The following is a 16700-nucleotide window of genomic DNA, read 5'->3' as shown; positions in this document are numbered from 1 at the left end:
GTCAGTCCATATGCTTGATGCCGACGCGCAGATAATCCCAGCCGGTAATCAGCGTCAGGATCGCGGCGGCCCACAGGGTCAGGATGCCAACGCTCTGCACGAAGGGGAATTGCGGCACGGCGCCGGCCAGGATCAGGGCGCCCAGCGCAATCAACTGGAACGTGGTTTTCCACTTGGCCAGGCGCGATACCGGGACCGACACCTGAAGGCCGGCCAGAAATTCCCGCAGACCCGACACGGCGATCTCGCGCAGCAGGATGATCATCGCGGCTGCGATATGGATGCCGGCAATGTCCCGCGTCGCTGCGAGCATCAGGATGACCGCGCCGACCATGATCTTGTCCGCGATCGGATCAAGGAATACGCCGAGCTTGGACACCGCGCCCTGCGCACGGGCGAGGTAGCCGTCGAAATAGTCGGTGATGCCCATCAGGCAGTAGAGACCGAAGGCAAGGCCATAGCCCGTGGTCCAGCGCGCGCCCATCTCGCCGGGCCACAGCAGGGCCACCAGCAAGGGCACGGTGATGATGCGCGAAAGCGTCAGCAAATTGGGCAGCGTCAGCATCAGGGCGACCTGCCACAGTCCCGCATCGGGCACAAGCGAAGGCAGCAAGAAGTGAACAGGAAATTGGACAGGCCCGCCTGCAGCGGCTAGACCGCACCCCGGTCGTCCACAGCGAAAAGCCAAACGCACTCATGCAAGCCTCACTCAGGCTCCTCAAAAAGCGCCGTTTTCTGCCGCTTTTCATCACCCAGCTTCTCGGCGCCTTCAACGATAACCTGTTCAAGAACGCCATGGTGCTGTTCGTGGTGTATCAGGTCTATAATGACGAGCGGTCCGAAACCTGGTTCAGTGCGCTGGCCACCGGCATCTTCATCATCCCCTTCTTCCTGCTGTCCGCCCTGTCGGGCCAATTGGCCGATCAGCGCGACAAGGCCGTCATCATCCGCTGGGTGAAGGCGGCCGAAATCGTCATAATGACGGTCGGCGCGACCGGCCTGGCGCTGATCTGGAGCGGGATTGCCGTCCATATCCTGGCGATCCCGCTGCTGCTCGCCGCGCTGTTCGCGATGGGCATCCATTCCACCTTCTTCGGTCCGATCAAATATGCGATCCTGCCCCAGCATCTGCATGATGACGAGGTCCTGGGCGGCACCGGCCTGGTGGAGGCCGGCACCTATATCGCGATCCTGGCCGGCACCATCCTGGCCGGCATCATCCCGATCGAGGCTGCGGCCATCGGCGTGGTGGTGACCGCCTTCATCGGCTATTTTGCCAGCCGGGCCGTGCCGCCCGCCCCGTCGCTGCTCGCCAAGCAACCGATCGACTTCCATGTCATCCGATCGTCGGTCGCGCTGGTACGGGGCACGATGCACATTCCGCGCCTCTATCTGGCGATCATGTCGATCAGCTTCTTCTGGGCCGTGGGATCGGTGCTGTTCATCCAGTTCCCGCCGCTGGTGAAGAATGTTCTGACCGCCGACAAGTCGGTCGCCAGCCTGTTCCTGGCGATCTTCTCGATCGGCATCGCGATCGGATCGATCGCGATCAACCGGCTGCTCGCCGGCCATGTCTCGGCCAAATATGCGCCCGCGTCGGTGATCGGCATGGGCTGCTGCATCATCGCCTTCCATGTGGTGTGCGACCTTTGGACGCCCGCGCCCGGCGGCCAGATGCTGCCGCTCGCCGGCTTCCTCGCCCATCCGATGGCGATCCCGCTGTCGCTCTGCCTGCTCGGCGTGGCGACCTTTGGCGGCATGTTCGTGGTGCCGCTCTACGCCTTCCTCACGACCACGGTCGAGAAGTGCGAAGCGGCGCGCACCGTGGCGGCCAATAATATCGTCAATTCCGGCGCCATGGTGGTCGGATCGCTGATCGCGATCGGCCTGACCCTGGCCGGCCTGGAGGTGGTCTATCAGCTGCTGCTGGTGGCGGCGATGTGCCTGCCCTGCGCCTGGCTGGCCTGGCGGCTGCACAAGGCCTGTGACGGCCCGACCTGCAGCGGCGAGCTTTAGAAGATGAAGCTGTAGAAAGCCGTGAAGAAGGCCGAGAAGCTCAGCACGAACAGCTTCCAGTCATTGTCGTCGGAGACGGCCACATCGCGGCGGCGACGCGCCTGCGACGACGCATCGTCCGTCAGCTGGAAAATGTGACGGGGCAGCCGCTGCCGAAAGGGGTGACGGGCGGCTTCGTTGGTGAGGACGAGGACTCGGTTTCTCATAAGGATTGGTTAACGCGATATTTACCATTAGTTCCATGGCAAATTTCGTAAAATCCGGGATGTCCCGTCGCGGGACAGACTTGACCGTATCAACAACATAATACAGCATGGCCGTGCCGATGACCGAATTGCCCAACTCCGCCCCTACCGGCACGCCTGCCCCGGCCGCTGACGAAGCGCGCCCGTTCGGCGCCGGGCCGCCCAGCGCCTTTGCCCCGCCCACCCCGTGGAAGCGGCGGCTGCAGATTTTCGGCTGGATCGTGGCGGCGGGGCTGGCCCTGCTGATGCTGATCATCGCCTGGCTGGCGGTGACGGCGCCGATGTCGCGTTCGCTCCAGCCCATTGCCCCGCCCAGCATCAGCCTGATGTCCGCCGACGGCCATCTGGTCGCGCGGCGCGGCGCCATCATCGACAAGCCGGTGGAGGTGGCCAAGCTGCCCGCCCATGTGCCCCAGGCCTTCATGGCGATCGAGGATCGTCGCTTCTACGACCATTGGGGTGTCGATCCGCGCGGCATCGCCCGCGCCATGTGGCACAATATCTGGTCCGATGGATCGTCGCAGGGCGGCAGCACCATCACCCAGCAGCTGGCCAAGGGCGTATTCCTGTCCAGCGACCGGACCATGGGCCGCAAGGCGCGCGAAGCGCTGATCGCCTTCTGGCTGGAGGCCTGGCTGACCAAGGACCAGATCCTCGAACGCTACCTCTCGAACGTCTATTTCGGCGACAATGTCTATGGCCTGCGCGCCGCCTCGCTGCATTATTTCGATCGCCAGCCCGAACGGCTGACCATATCCCAGGCCGCGATGCTGGCCGGCCTGCTGAAGGCGCCATCGCGTCTCGCGCCGACCAGCAACCTGAAGGGCGCGCGTGCCCGCGCTGCGCTAGTGACGCAGGCGATGGTCGAGGCCGGCTATATCAGCAAGGCCCAGCGCGATCAGCTTGCCCCGGCCCGCCTTGATGTGCGCGAGTCGCCGGATGCCACCAGCGGCACCTATTTTGCCGACTGGGTGCTGCCGGAAGCACGCGACCGGGCTGGCGCCGTCTATGGCGCGCAGGAGGTGAAGACGACGCTCGACTGGCGCATCCAGCGCCTCGCCGAAGCCGCGATCCGGCGCGCGCCGCTGGGCGGGGCACAGGTGGCGCTGGTGGCGATGAAGCCGGACGGCAGCGTCGTCGCCATGATCGGCGGCAAGAATTACGAGAAGAGCAGCTTCAACCGCGCCGTGCAGGCGAAACGCCAGCCCGGCTCCACCTTCAAGCTGTTCGTCTATCTCGCCGCGTTCCGCGCGGGCATGACGCCCGACGACATGATCGAGGATACGCCGATCACCACCGGCACCTATCGCCCGGCCAATCATGGCGGCAAATATCGCGGCCGCATCACGTTGCGTCAGGCCTTTGCCGCGTCGAGCAATGTGGCAGCGGTGCGCCTGACCCAGAAGGTCGGCGTCGACAATGTCATCAAGGTTGCCCGCGATCTGGGCGTTACCGCGCCGCTGACCGAGGATCTCAGCCTCGCGCTCGGCACGTCGGAAATCCCGCTGGTGGAACTGGCCGAGGCCTATGCGTCGGTGGCAGCCGGCGCCTATCCGGTGCTGGCCCATGGCCTGCCCCCCGAGGAACAGGGCTGGTTCGACCGACTGATGAAGCGCCAGCGTCATTTCAGCGACGATCAGCTCGAAATGATCCGCGACCTCCTGTCGTCCGCCGCCAATCGCGGTACCGGCAGCGCAGCGGCGCTGCGCACCAGCACCTTCGGCAAGACCGGCACGACCCAGGATAGTCGCGACGCGATTTTCGTCGGCTATGCCGGCGGCCTGGTGACGGCGGTATGGATCGGCAATGATGACAATGCCCCGCTGCCCGGCGGCGCGGCCGGCGGCGGTGTGCCAGCACGTATTTGGCGCAATTTCATGGCCGGCGCCATCAACGAGCCGGTCGAGAAGGTGCCCGAGGAAGAGCAGGATCCCGACCTGGTCAACGCCATCGCCAATGTCAGCGTCGAAACCGGCATCGGCAATGTCGGCGTCGGCATGGATCAGGGCGGAATGACCGTCACGATCGACGGCAACCAGCTTCGCCTTCCGTCCGACCAGCCCTTGCCGCCGCCGCCGCAGGGCGTGCCCCCACCGCGGATCGCGCCGACCCAGCCACAGGAAAATGAACCGCCGCAGCCATGACGGCGATTTCGATAGCCCGCATTTCATGGCTCCGCGCCCGCGCGAACAGGCCGTAAAATTGCGTATATTATGCAATCATACCTGGTCTTAACCTACTGACAAATCTCCATTTCCCCTGCCCGTCTGATCGATGATATAGTGCGATTCCCTTCCACTTCAGAGGTCACACGATGAATGGAGCATATGGCCGGGAAGACCATTCGACGCAGAAGGCGCTCGCGGCCCGCTGGACCATAGCGGCCGAGGCCATGGAAGCCCTGGCCGGCGCGCGGTCCCTGGATGCGGTGGTCGCCGTCCTGCGTGCCTTCGCCCGCCGCGCCGTCGGCGCAGACGGTATTGCGGTCGTGCTGCGCGACGGCGACAAATGCCATTATATCGCCGAGGACGCCAAGGCGCCTTTATGGGCCGGGCAACGATTCCCGGCGGAAACCTGTGTGTCCGGCTGGGCGATGCTGAACCAGGAAACCGCGGTCATCGCCGACATATTCGACGATGTCCGGGTGCCGGTCGATGCCTATAGCCAGACCTTCGTCCGCAGCATGATCATGGTGCCGATCGGCCGGGTCGACCCGATCGCCGCCGTGGGCGCCTATTGGTCCGAACCGGCGATGCCGACCGACAATGAGATTTCGCTGCTCGAAGCGCTGGCACGGGCCGCGTCCACCGCACTCGAAAATGGCCGGCTCTTCAGCGCACTCGAATCCCTGAACGATCATCTAGACCAGCGCGTGCGCGAACGCACGAGCGAACTGGAAAGCGCGCAGGACAAGCTGCGGCAAATCCAGAAGATGGACGTGCTGGGCCAGTTGACCGGGCATGTCGCGCATGACTTCAACAATCTGCTGACGCCGATCATCGGCGGGCTGGACCAGATCATCGCCGGCGGCCGATCCCCCGAAGCGGTAGCGCGCACCGCCAATATCGCGATGCAGGCGGCGGAAACCGCGCAGACGCTGGTCAAGCGGCTGCTGGCCTTCGGCCGTCGCCAACCGTTGCAGCCGACATCGGTCAATCTTTCCGAGACGCTGGAGAATATGCAGACCTTGCTGGTCAGCACGGTCGGCCCGCAGATCATTCTCCATGTCGATGCCGCGCCGGATGTGCCGCCGGTACGCGCCGATCGACATCAGTTGGAACTGGCCATCCTCAACCTGGTGGTCAACGCGCGCGACGCCATGCCGAACGGCGGCCAGGTCATCATTTCCGCCGAACGGTGCAAGAGCCGCCTCCCCGTGCCGCTGATCCCCGGCCAATTCGTCTGCCTGCGCATCACCGACACCGGCATCGGCATGACCCCGGCGGTCAAGGCGTCCGCAACCGAGCCCTTCTTCACGACCAAGCCGGTCGGCCATGGCACCGGCCTTGGGCTATCGATGGCCCATGGCCTGGCCGGCCAGTTGGGCGGCGCGCTGGAAATCGTCAGCGAAGTGGGCCAGGGCACGGAAATCCAGCTCTGGCTGCCGATCGAGAAGCAGAAGCCGGTGGCTGTCGTGGCGGATGGCGATGGCGGCGAGATCGCAGCAACGCAAGGCAAGGTGCTGCTGATCGACGACAATGCCCTGGTCCGCCATGGCACGCGGGAAATGCTGACCGACCTAGGCTATGACGTGGTCGACATCGACAATGCCGAACTGGGGCTCAGCATGATCGCCGCCGATTTCCGGCCCGACATTGTCGTCACCGACCATATCATGCCCGGCATGACCGGCGCCGAACTGGCGCTGCGGCTGCGCGTCGACCATCCCGAGATCGCGCTACTCATCATATCGGGCTATGAAGGCGTCGACCTGATCGCGCCGGATATCCCTCGCCTTTCCAAGCCCTTCCGCCGCCAGCATCTTCAGGCCAGCATCGCGGCCGCGCAGGCGCAGACCGTGGGGCGTGCCTAGAGCGCCTGCCCGGCCGCCCAGCCGCTGGCCCAGGCCCATTGGAAATTATAGCCGCCAAGCCAGCCGGTGACGTCGACCGCCTCGCCAATGGCGTAGAGCCCCGGCACCTTGGCGGCTTCCATCGTCCGCGACGACAGGCCGGCGGTGGCGATGCCGCCGACCGTGACCTCCGCCTTGGCATAGCCTTCGGTGCCGGAGGGGATGAAGGACCAACCCGCCAGCCGCTCGCCAATCTGGCGCAGGGTCTTGTCGGGCAGATTGCCAAGGTCACCCTGCGTGCCGATCCGTTCGAGCAGGGCATCGGCCATGCGCTCGGGGAAGCGCTCGACCAGCACGCGCCGCAAGCCGGTGCGCGGGCGGTTGCGCTTTTCGGCCAGCAACCAGTCCACGCCGAGATCGGGCAGGAAATTGACGTGGATCGGCGTGCGATGTTCCCAATAGGAGGAAATCTGCAGCATCGCCGGGCCGGAGAGGCCGCGATGGGTGAACAGCGCCGCCTCGCGAAACCGGGTCTTGTTCCAGCGCACCTCCACCTCGGCCGATACACCGGAGAGCGACTGGAACAGGGCGTCGTCCGGCCCCAGGGTGAAGGGCACCAGTGCCGGCCGGGGCTGCACCACCTTGAGGTCGAACTGGCGCGCAATCTCATAGGCGAAGCCGGTAGCGCCCAATTTCGGGATGGACGGGCCACCGGTCGCCAGCACCAAAGACGGCGCCGACACGATGCGATCGCCCAGCTTGACGCGAAACAGGCCATCGCCATGGCTGATATCCGTCACCGGTTGGCCCAGCGCCATGGTCACGCCGCCGGCAGCGCACTCCTTTGCTAGCATGGCCACGACCTGCTTTGCCGATCCGTCGCAGAAAAGCTGGCCCAGCGTCTTTTCATGCCAGGCAATGCCATAGCGACCGATCAGGGTAAGGAAATCCTGCGGCGTGTAGCGGCCCAGCGCCGATTTGGCGAAATGCGGATTGGCCGACAGATAGCGGTCGGCAGCGGTATGGATATTGGTGAAATTGCAGCGGCCGCCGCCGGAGATCAGGATTTTCTTGCCCGGCGTATCGGCATGGTCGGCCAGCAACACCCGGCGGCCGCGCTGGCCGGCGGTCGCTGCGCACATCATGCCGGCGGCGCCGGCGCCCAGGATTATCGCGTCATAATCGCCCATCACCGCCCCCGCTTCATCCGCACGATCGCCTCGTCCAGCGCGGAAAGGAAGCGGGATCGATCGGCCTTGGAGAAAGGCGGCGGGCCCCCGACTGGATCGCCCACGGCGCCGGCGCGCAAGTCCGCCATGATCGCCCGCACAGCAATCGCGCTGCCGATCGAGGCGCTGGTGAAGGGCTTGCCATTGGGCGCGATCACCCCCGCCCCGGCCTTGAGGCAGCGGTCGGCAAGCAGAATGTCGGCGGTGATGCAGAGCGTATCGGCACCGGCGCGTTCGGCGATCCAGTCGTCGGCGGCGTCGAACCCGTCGCTCACCACCACGCGGTCGATCAACTCATGCGCCGGAATGCGGATCGGGCTGTTGCTGACGATGGTGACCGGCACGCCATGGCGGAAGGCAACCTTGTAGATTTCCTCCTTCACCGGGCAGGCGTCGGCATCGACCAATATGTGCATCGCCGCGCTGTCCTTTCGTTCCGGCCGTTCGCGGCGGCGATAGGCTGACAGGGACCAACGCGCAATGGGCCGGGGAAACACCCCGGCCCATCCGTAGTTAGCGCCCGACGATTTCGAGCAGATGCGGCGGGTAGCGCTCGCCCTCCACCGGGATGGCATCGGCCGCCGCGCGGATCCGAGTCAGGTCGGCATCACTCAGTTCGACCGTGGCCGCGCCCAGATTTTCCTCCAGCCGATGGAGCTTGGTGGTGCCGGGGATGGGCACAATCCAAGGCTTCTGCGCCAGCAGCCAGGCGATCGCGATCTGCGCCGGGGTCGCCCCCTTCTCGGCCGCGATGCCCTTGAGCAGATCGACCAGCGCCAGGTTCTTCTCCCGCGCCTCGGCGGCAAAGCGCGGCAGGCTGTTGCGGAAATCGCCTTCGGCCAGCGCCGTATCCTTGCTGATCGCGCCGGTCAGAAAGCCCTTGCCGAGCGGGCTGTAGGGCACGAAGCCGATGCCCAGTTCCTCGCAGGTTTCAAGGATGCCGTTGGTTTCCGGGCCACGGGTCCAGAGCGAATATTCATTCTGGAGTGCGGCGACCGACTGCACCGCATGGGCGCGGCGGACCGTTGCAGCTGACGGCTCGGACAGGCCGAAATGCCTGACCTTGCCCTCGGCGATCAGGTCCTTGACGGCTCCCGCCACATCCTCGATCGGCACGGCCGGATCGACGCGATGCTGGTAGAAAAGATCGATCACCTCGACACCCAGCCGCTTGAGCGAGGCGTCCGCCACCGCGCGGATATTGTCCGGCCGGCTGTTGAGCGCGCCAAGACCGGCGCCGATGTCGAAGCCGAACTTGGTGGCGATCACCACCTGGTCGCGCACCGGCGCCAGCGCGGCGCCGACCATTTCCTCGTTGGTATAGGGGCCATAGACCTCCGCCGTGTCGAAGAAGGTGACACCGAAGTCGACAGCCGCCCGGATCAATCTGATCCCTTCATCCTGGCTGACGGCGGTGCCATAGCCGAAATTGAGGCCCATGCAGCCAAGGCCAATGGCCGAAACCTCCAGCCCGCTCTTGCCCAAAAGTCGCTTTTCCATAGCGGTCACTCCGATTTGATGTCCGAACGGAAGATAGGCTGTCGCCAAGCGGCGGATTAGATCATAAAAGCGGCAAGACTTTATATCCGGAGTTCATGAATGCGGCGCGAAGAGCTGGTCGACCTCAACGCCTTCCTGATGGTCGCCGACACCGGCAATTTCACCCGAGCGGCCGCGCTGCTCGGCACGTCGCAGTCCGCGCTCAGCCATACCATCAGGCGGCTGGAAACGCGCCTGGGCGTCCGCCTGCTCACCCGCACCACCCGCAGCGTCTCCCTGACCGAGGCCGGCGATCGCCTGTCCGCGACGCTGCGCCCGGCGCTCGACAGCATCGCGACCGAACTCGCTTCGCTCGGCGACCTGCGCGAACGGCCGGCCGGCACCATCCGCATCACCGCCGCCGAACATGCCAGCAACACGGTCGTCTGGCCAGCATTGCAACGGCTGTTACCGCGCTATCCCGACATCCATGTCGAATTGAGCATCGATTCCGGCTTTGTCGATATCGTCAAGGAGCGGTTCGATGCCGGCGTGCGGCTGGGCGAGGCGATCGCCAAGGATATGGTCGCCGTGCGCATCGGCCCGGACCTGCGCATGATCGTGGTCGGCGCGCCCGCCTATTTCGCCAGCCGCCCGGTGCCGCGCACGCCGCAGGATCTGGCCGCTCATGACTGCATCAATCTGCGCCTGCGCAGCGCCGGCGGCCTTTACGCCTGGGAACTGGAAAAGGACGGCCATGAAATCCGGGTGCGGGTGGAGGGGCAACTGGCGTTCAACAGCATCGAGATGATCCGCCGCGCCGCCCTCGCCGGCTTCGGCCTCGCCTTCGTGATGGAGGATCAGGTGCGCGCGGATATCGACGAAGGCCGGCTGATCCCGGTGCTGGAGGACTGGTGCCCGCCCTTTGCCGGCTATCATCTCTATTATCCCAGCCGCCGCCAGCCGGCCGCTGCGTTCAGCATATTGGTGGACGCGCTGCGCTATCGCGGCCCCTAGGCCATTTTGCCGCCTTCTCCCGCAGGCATAACTGTCCTACATGGAGGGATAATGAGCGCATCCCTCTACAATAACGACATTCTTCGCCTCGCGGCGAGCATCCCGCACCACCAGCGGCTGGCCGATCCGCAGGCCAGCGTGGAGAAGCGGTCACCGACCTGCGGCTCGCGCATCACGGCCGATGTCCGCATGGCCGACGGCAAGCTCGCCGAAATGGGCCTGGACGTGAAGGCCTGCGCCCTGGGCCAGGCCTCCGCCGCGCTGATGGCGGCCCAGGCGATCGGCCTGACCGCTGACGAACTGGCAGAGGCACGCGACAAGCTGGCCGCCTATCTGTCTGGCGAGAGCGAGGATCTCGATTTCTGGCCCGGCCTTGCAGTGCTGGCGCCGGCTCGCGGCTATCCTGCGCGCCATCCCTCGATCCGGCTCGGTTTCGAAGCGATCGCCGAAGCCGCGCGGATGGCGGACGCCTGATGCCGGTTGCCGAAACCGCCATGTCGGCCACCGACGTCCTCCTGTCCGAAGGCGTGATCCTGCTCGGCGTCGCCGTCGCCTTCGTCCTGCTGTTCCGCCGCTTCGGCCTGGGTGCGGTGCTGGGCTATCTGGTCGCCGGCGCGCTCGTCGGCCCGCAAGGGCTGGGCTTGGTCGGCGGCGCGGAATCGAAGCTCGCCATTGCCGAAATCGGCATCGTCCTGCTGCTCTTCCTCGTCGGCCTCGAACTCCATCCCGCGCGCCTGTGGCGACTGAAGCGCGACATCTTCGCGCTTGGCCTGGCGCAGGTCGTGCTGTGCGGCCTCGCCCTCATCGCGATCATCTTCTATTCGACCGGTTTCACCGGGGGCGCGGCGATCGCACTCGGCTTGCCGCTCGCCCTCTCCTCGACCGCGCAGGTGCTGCCCAGCCTCAAGAGCAGCGGCCGCATCAACTCGCCCTTTGGCGAGAAGGTCTTCTCGATCCTGCTGTTCCAGGATCTCTCGATCGTTCCGCTGATTACCATCGTTGCCGCCCTGTCCCGCAATCCGGCCGACGCGGGCGGCCCGCCCGGATGGGTGCTGGCCGGCTATACCGTCGCCGCGATCGCCGGGCTGGTGCTGGCCGGCCGCTTCATCCTGCGACCGTTGCTCAATCTGGTCGGTCGGCAGGGCGAGCGCGAACTGTTCGTTGCGGTCGGCCTGTTCACCGTGCTGGCCGCCGCATCGGTGATGCACAGCTTGCACCTCTCGACCGCGCTTGGCGCCTTCGTCGCGGGCGTGATGCTGGCCGACTCGCCCTATCGCCACGAGATCGAGTCCGACGTGGAGCCGTTCCGCTCGATACTACTCGGCCTCTTCTTCCTGGCCGTCGGCATGGTGCTGGACCTGCGCGCCGTCGCCGCCAATCCCCTGTTCGTTATCAGCATGGCGGCGATGCTGGTGGCCGCCAAGACCGCGATCATCGCCCTGCTCGCCCGGCTGTTCGGCATGGCCTGGCAACAGGCATTGAGCGCCGGCCTGCTGCTCTCCCAGGGCGGTGAATTTGGCTTCGTCCTCTTCGCCCAGGCGCAAAATGCCTATCTGATCGCGCCGCAGGCGGCGAGCCTGTTCAGCGCGATAGTCACCTTCTCCATGGCGACCACGCCCTTCCTGATGCTGTTTGCTCGCCGCTTCGAATTCGCCCAGCCCAAGGATCGCGACGACCTGCCGGGGCCGGAGGATGCGCCGCGCGGCAGCGCCATCATCGTGGGCTATGGCCGGTTCGGCCAGACCGTGGCCCAGATGCTGATGGGCCACGGCTTCGGCGTGGTGCTGATCGACAAGAAGCCCGCCCAGATCGAGGTGTCGAGCCGCTTCGACATGAAGGTCTATTATGGGGACGGCACGCGGATCGACCTGCTCCGCCGCGCCGGTGCCGACGAAGCCCGGCTGATCGCCTTCTGCATCGACGATCCTTCGCTGGATGGCCGTGTGCTGCAGCCCATTGCCGAGGCCTTCCCCCAGGCCGCGCTGATGGCGCGCGTGTTCGATCGTCGCCAGATCCTGGCGATGCAGGATATCGAACTGGCCGGCGTGGTACGGGAAGTGTTCGAATCGGCCATCTGCATGGGCGTCCAGGCGATGCAGACGCTGGGTGTGCCGCCCGAAGAGGTCGAGGAAGTCGAGCGCCAATATCGCGAGAATGACGGCCAGCGGCTCGCCCTGCAGATCGAGCATGGCAATCTGCTGGCGGCCAAGGATCTGATGTACCGCCCCGGCCGGGGCATGCGCCTGCGCGCGCGCGGAGATGGAGAAGAAGCATGATCGCCATTCTGGCCGCCCTGTCGGCAGCGCTTGCCATTGCTGCCGGTGCCTTTGGCGCCCATGGCGCCGCCAGCCCGCAGGCGGCGGAGTGGCTGCGCACCGGGGGCCTCTATCAGCTGATCCATGCCGTCGCCGTCCTGACGATCATGGGCATCACGCGCGGCGGCGCCCTGTTGCTGCTCATCGGCGCAGCGATCTTTGCCGTCAGCCTCTATGCCATGGCACTGGGCTGCCCGCGCTGGCTGGGCGCAGTGACGCCGATCGGCGGCGCGATGATGATCGGCGGCTGGCTCTGGGCGGCCATTGCCTATTGGCAGCGCGGCTGAGCCAGCCACTTGCCGCCGCAGGTGGACACGCCTAGATAATCGCCATGGCAGATCATTCGCACCATCATCATCAGGAACCCACCGGCAAGAAGCTGGCCGACGCGGCGCAGGCTACGCTGGAGGCGAAGGATGAGCAGTGGACGCCGATGCGCGCCGCCATCTTCGACGCACTGGCGGCCGAAGAAAAGCCGGCATCGGCCTATGATATCGCCGACACTGTGTCCAAGGCGCGCGGCAAGCGGGTCGCGCCCAACAGCGTCTACCGCATCCTCGACCTGTTCGTGGCGAACAATATCGCGATGCGGGTGGAAAGCGCGAACGCCTATATCGCCAACGCGCATCCCGGTTGCCATCATGACTGCATCTTCCTGGTCTGCGACAATTGCGGCCAGGTGACGCATATCGACAATGATCCCATCACCGGATCGCTGCGGTCGGTGGCGGAAAAGGCCGGCTTTGCGCCGGTGCGTCCGGTGATCGAAGTGCGCGGCACCTGCAGCGCCTGCCACTGACGGGCGGTTCATGACCATCACCGAATGGGTCGCAGCGGCGCTCGGCCTGGTCAATGTCGTGCTGGTGGCACGCCGTTCGCTGTGGAACTATCCGTTCGGCATCGCCATGGTCGCGCTCTATTTCTTCGTCTTTTTCGAGGCGAAGCTCTACAGCGACGCGCTGCTGCAAATCTTCTTCCTGGTGATCAACGCCTATGGCTGGTGGAACTGGGTGCAGAGCGAGAAGGTCGCCGACGGCGGCATTGCGGTCGCGCGCCTCGGCACACCGGCCCGCCTTGCCTGGATCGCGGGCACTGCGCTGGCCAGCCTGGCCTGGGGCATGGGCATGGCCCGCTTCACCGATGCCGCCGCGCCCTTCGCCGACGCCATGATCGCCGGCATGAGCGTCGCCGCACAGATATTGCAGTCGCAGCGCAAGATCGAAAGCTGGGTTCTGTGGGTGGCGGTCGATGCCCTTGCCACCGGCCTGTTCTGGAGCCGCGGCCTGATCGCGACGTCGATCCTCTACGCCATCTTCTTCTTCATCGCACTATGGGGCCTGATCGCCTGGCGCCGCACGATGGGCCGGGCGCCGGCATGACCCGCGGCTTCCTGCTCGGCAAGTTCATGCCGCCTCATGCCGGCCATCAGATGTTGATCGACAGCGCGCGGGCGATGGTGGACGAACTCACCATCCTGGTCTGCTGGCTGCCGGGCGATCCGATCCCCGGTCCACTGCGGCTGCAGTGGATGCGCGACCTGGCGCCGGGGTGCCGGGTGATCGGCCATGACGCCGTCGTGCCGCAGGCGCCTGAAGACTCCACCGACTTCTGGCCGATCTGGCGGGCCATCGTGGCCCAGGCCCACCCCGAGCCGATTGACCTGCTGTTCGCAGGCGAAGCCTATGGGCTGCGGCTGGCGCAGGAAGTCGGCGGGCGCTTCGTGCCGCTGGGTGCCCGGATCCTGGGCGCGGACCAGGACGGACTGGGCGGCCTGTCCGCCAGCGCCGTGCGTGCCGATCCCTGGAGCCAGTGGCGCTGGATCGCGCCGCCGGTCCGCGCGCATTTCACCCGGACGATCGTGCTGCATGGCGTCGAAAGCACCGGCAAGTCGGTGCTGGCCGAACGCCTCGCCCGGCATTTCGACACGATCTGGGTGCCCGAATATGGCCGCGCCCAGGCCGAAGTTCACAGTGTCGATATGGACGAGGCCGACCTGCTGCTGATCGGCGCGGCCCAGTCCGCGACGATCACCGCCGGCCAGCGACTGGCCAACCGTCGCCTGTTCGCTGACACCGACGCGCTGATGACGGCGGCCTGGGCCGAGATGATGATCGGCCATGCGCCCGACGCGCTGCTCGCCTACCCGAAGGCCGACCTCTATCTGCTGCTGGAACCCGATGTCGCCTGGATCGACGATGGCACGCGTATCTATGGCGACGATCCGGTGCGGGCGCGATTTGCCGATATCAGCCGGAACGTGCTGATCGACAGCGGCGTTACCTGGGCTTCGGTCGGCGGGGATTGGGACAGTCGTTTCACCCGCGCCGTTTCCCTGATTGAAGATTTGGCGCCCCCCTGCATGACGTCAGGGTTCGACTTGGCGCAGGAAAGCGAGTAGGCAGTTCCCCATGTCCAATCCGTCCACGCCGTTGCTCGACACCGTCAAGATCCCCGCCGACCTGCGCAAGCTGCAGCCCGACCAGCTCCGCCAGCTAGCCGATGAGCTGCGCGCCGAAACCATCGCCGCCGTCGGCGTGACCGGGGGCCATCTGGGGTCGGGCCTGGGTGTCGTGGAACTGACCACCGCCATCCATTATGTGTTCGACACGCCCAACGACAAGCTGGTCTGGGACGTGGGCCATCAATGCTATCCGCACAAGATATTGACCGGCCGGCGCGATCGCATCCGCACCCTGCGCCAGGGCGGCGGCCTCAGCGGCTTCACCAAGCGCGCCGAATCCGAATATGACCCGTTCGGCGCGGCGCACAGCTCTACCTCGATCAGCGCAGCGCTCGGCTTTGCCGTCGCCAACAAGATGCAGGACAAGCCGGGCAAGGGCATCGCCGTGATCGGCGATGGCGCCATGTCGGCTGGCATGGCCTATGAGGCGATGAACAACGCACGCGAGGCCGGCAACCGTCTGGTCGTTATCCTCAACGACAATGACATGTCGATAGCCCCTCCCGTCGGTGGCCTGTCCGCCTATCTCGCCCGACTGGTGTCGAGCCGCGAGTTTCTGGGCCTGCGCGACATGGCCAAGAAGCTGGCGCGCAAGCTGCCCCGCCCGCTACACAAGGCGGCCAAGAAGACCGACGAGTTCGCCCGCGGCATGGCGACCGGCGGCACCCTGTTCGAGGAACTGGGATTCTATTATGTCGGCCCGATCGACGGCCATAATCTCGAACATCTGATCCCGGTGCTGGAAAATGTCCGCGATGCGGCCGAAGGGCCGTGCCTGATCCATGTCGTGACCCAGAAGGGCAAGGGCTATGGCCCGGCCGAAGCGGCCGCCGACAAATATCATGGCGTGCAGAAATTCGACGTCATCACCGGCACCCAGGCCAAGGCCCCTCCGGGTCCGCCCAGCTACACCAATGTCTTCGCCCAGGCGCTGATCGCCGAAGCGCAGCGCGACCCGCGCGTCTGCGCGATCACCGCCGCCATGCCGTCGGGCACAGGGCTCGACAAGTTCGAGCTGGCCTTCCCCGACCGGACCTTCGACGTCGGCATCGCCGAACAGCATGCCGTGACCTTCGCGGCGGGCCTCGCGGCGCAAGGGATGCGGCCCTTCTGCGCCATCTATTCGACCTTCCTGCAGCGCGCCTATGACCAGGTGGTGCATGATGTCGCCATCCAGAACCTGCCCGTGCGCTTCGCCATCGACCGCGCCGGTCTGGTCGGTGCCGACGGCTCCACCCATGCCGGCAGCTTCGACGTCACCTATCTCGCCAGCCTGCCCAATTTCGTCGTGATGGCTGCAGCCGACGAGGCGGAACTGACGCACATGGTCCATACTTGCGCCGTGCATGACAGCGGGCCGATCGCGGTGCGCTATCCGCGCGGCAACGGCACCGGCGTCGCCATGCCGAAAGTTCCCGAAGCGCTGGAGATCGGCAAGGGCCGCGTCGTGCGCGAAGGGCGCCAGGTCGCGATCCTGTCGCTCGGCACCCGGCTGGAGGAAGCGATGAAGGCCGCCGACACGCTGGAGGCCAAGGGCCTGTCGGCATCCGTCGTCGACCTGCGCTTCGCCAAGCCGCTGGACGAAGCGCTAATCCGCCGGATGCTGACCACCCATGAGGTGGCGGTGACGATCGAGGAAGGATCGATCGGCGGTCTGGGCGCCCATGTCCTCACCCTGGCGAGCGACCTTGGGCTGACCGACAATGGCCTCAAGATCCGCACCATGCGCCTGCCCGACATCTTCCAGGACCAGGACAAGCCCGAACAGCAATATGCCGACGCGCGGCTGGATGCCGATGCGATCGTCGACACGGTGCTGACGGCGCTGCGCCACAACAGCGCCGGCGTGGAGGAAGCGCGGGCCTGAAGGTCCGCGCTGGACCTCCTCACCCAACTGCCCTAGCCTGCCTTCCGCTGGACCATGTC

General features: G+C 65.9%; 16 protein-coding genes. 11 read left to right on the top strand and 5 right to left on the bottom strand.

Annotation, left to right across the window (positions count from 1 at the left end; genetic code table 11):
* Position 1: 1 nt before the first annotated feature.
* Entirely contained in the window at positions 2 to 565 is a 564-nt protein-coding gene (gene pgsA / locus BRX37_RS14430) for a CDP-diacylglycerol--glycerol-3-phosphate 3-phosphatidyltransferase (RefSeq protein WP_004212395.1), read from the bottom strand.
* A 131-nt stretch (positions 566 to 696) separates the two neighbouring features.
* Between pgsA and BRX37_RS14425 the strand changes: the two genes are divergently transcribed.
* On the top strand, positions 697 to 2016 hold the full coding sequence (locus tag BRX37_RS14425) for an MFS transporter (RefSeq protein WP_010339062.1): 1320 nt from the start codon (positions 697 to 699) through the stop codon (positions 2014 to 2016).
* Here the strand turns inward: BRX37_RS14425 and BRX37_RS14420 are convergent.
* Positions 2013 to 2222 carry a hypothetical protein gene (locus BRX37_RS14420; protein ID WP_004212393.1) on the bottom strand — a complete coding sequence of 70 codons (210 nt, stop codon included), beginning with the start codon at positions 2220 to 2222 and terminating at the stop codon, positions 2013 to 2015. The genes BRX37_RS14425 and BRX37_RS14420 overlap by 4 nt on opposite strands.
* A 107-nt stretch (positions 2223 to 2329) precedes the next feature.
* On the opposite strand from BRX37_RS14420, the gene BRX37_RS14415 reads away from it, so the two are divergent.
* Positions 2330 to 4405, top strand: coding sequence for a transglycosylase domain-containing protein (locus BRX37_RS14415; RefSeq protein ID WP_125987822.1), 2076 nt, complete (start codon positions 2330 to 2332; stop codon positions 4403 to 4405).
* 170 nt (positions 4406 to 4575) lie between these two features.
* Positions 4576 to 6294: an ATP-binding protein gene (locus BRX37_RS14410; RefSeq protein ID WP_125987820.1), complete on the top strand. Its 1719-nt coding sequence runs from the start codon at positions 4576 to 4578 to the stop codon at positions 6292 to 6294.
* On the opposite strand, the gene BRX37_RS14405 is transcribed toward BRX37_RS14410, so the two are convergent.
* From BRX37_RS14405 to BRX37_RS14395, 3 genes are all read right to left on the bottom strand, one after another.
* Positions 6291 to 7463: a BaiN/RdsA family NAD(P)/FAD-dependent oxidoreductase gene (locus BRX37_RS14405; protein ID WP_125987818.1), complete on the bottom strand. Its 1173-nt coding sequence runs from the start codon at positions 7461 to 7463 to the stop codon at positions 6291 to 6293. The genes BRX37_RS14410 and BRX37_RS14405 overlap by 4 nt on opposite strands.
* Positions 7463 to 7918 (bottom strand): YaiI/YqxD family protein, encoded by a 456-nt coding sequence (locus BRX37_RS14400; protein ID WP_010339058.1) that lies wholly within the window; start codon positions 7916 to 7918, stop codon positions 7463 to 7465. Before BRX37_RS14400 ends, BRX37_RS14405 begins: the two co-directional genes overlap by 1 nt.
* Before the next feature lie 97 nt (positions 7919 to 8015).
* Positions 8016 to 9002 carry an aldo/keto reductase gene (locus BRX37_RS14395; RefSeq protein WP_125987817.1) on the bottom strand — a complete coding sequence of 329 codons (987 nt, stop codon included), beginning with the start codon at positions 9000 to 9002 and terminating at the stop codon, positions 8016 to 8018.
* Positions 9003 to 9101: 99 nt separating this feature from the next.
* Here BRX37_RS14395 and BRX37_RS14390 point away from each other — a divergent pair, with 99 nt between their 5' ends.
* From BRX37_RS14390 to dxs, 8 genes are read left to right on the top strand one after another with little or no spacing between them, the layout of a single operon-like run.
* Positions 9102 to 9998, top strand: coding sequence for a LysR family transcriptional regulator (locus tag BRX37_RS14390; protein ID WP_004212385.1), 897 nt, complete (start codon positions 9102 to 9104; stop codon positions 9996 to 9998).
* A gap of 51 nt (positions 9999 to 10049) precedes the next feature.
* Positions 10050 to 10472: an iron-sulfur cluster assembly scaffold protein gene (locus BRX37_RS14385; RefSeq protein ID WP_125987815.1), complete on the top strand. Its 423-nt coding sequence runs from the start codon at positions 10050 to 10052 to the stop codon at positions 10470 to 10472.
* The gene (locus tag BRX37_RS14380; protein ID WP_125987813.1) at positions 10472 to 12274 is read left to right on the top strand and encodes a cation:proton antiporter domain-containing protein; all 1803 of its coding nucleotides are present in this window, start codon (positions 10472 to 10474) and stop codon (positions 12272 to 12274) included. The genes BRX37_RS14385 and BRX37_RS14380 overlap by 1 nt, the downstream gene beginning before the upstream one ends.
* On the top strand, positions 12271 to 12600 hold the full coding sequence (locus BRX37_RS14375) for a DUF423 domain-containing protein (RefSeq protein ID WP_125987811.1): 330 nt from the start codon (positions 12271 to 12273) through the stop codon (positions 12598 to 12600). Before BRX37_RS14380 ends, BRX37_RS14375 begins: the two co-directional genes overlap by 4 nt.
* A gap of 44 nt (positions 12601 to 12644) precedes the next feature.
* Entirely contained in the window at positions 12645 to 13112 is a 468-nt protein-coding gene (locus BRX37_RS14370; protein WP_004212378.1) for a Fur family transcriptional regulator, read from the top strand.
* Between the two features lie 10 nt (positions 13113 to 13122).
* Positions 13123 to 13692 carry a nicotinamide riboside transporter PnuC gene (gene pnuC, locus BRX37_RS14365; RefSeq protein ID WP_125987809.1) on the top strand — a complete coding sequence of 190 codons (570 nt, stop codon included), beginning with the start codon at positions 13123 to 13125 and terminating at the stop codon, positions 13690 to 13692.
* Entirely contained in the window at positions 13644 to 14711 is a 1068-nt protein-coding gene (locus BRX37_RS14360) for an AAA family ATPase (protein ID WP_318276689.1), read from the top strand. Before pnuC ends, BRX37_RS14360 begins: the two co-directional genes overlap by 49 nt.
* Before the next feature lie 10 nt (positions 14712 to 14721).
* Positions 14722 to 16641 (top strand): 1-deoxy-D-xylulose-5-phosphate synthase, encoded by a 1920-nt coding sequence (gene dxs / locus BRX37_RS14355; RefSeq protein WP_125987805.1) that lies wholly within the window; start codon positions 14722 to 14724, stop codon positions 16639 to 16641.
* The last annotated feature ends 59 nt before the right edge of the window (positions 16642 to 16700 follow it).

The sequence above is a fragment of the Sphingomonas sp. S-NIH.Pt3_0716 genome (genome assembly GCF_003950715.1).
In the GTDB taxonomy this organism is placed as follows: domain Bacteria; phylum Pseudomonadota; class Alphaproteobacteria; order Sphingomonadales; family Sphingomonadaceae; genus Sphingobium; species Sphingobium yanoikuyae_A.
This window is presented reverse-complemented; position numbering and strand designations above follow the sequence as displayed.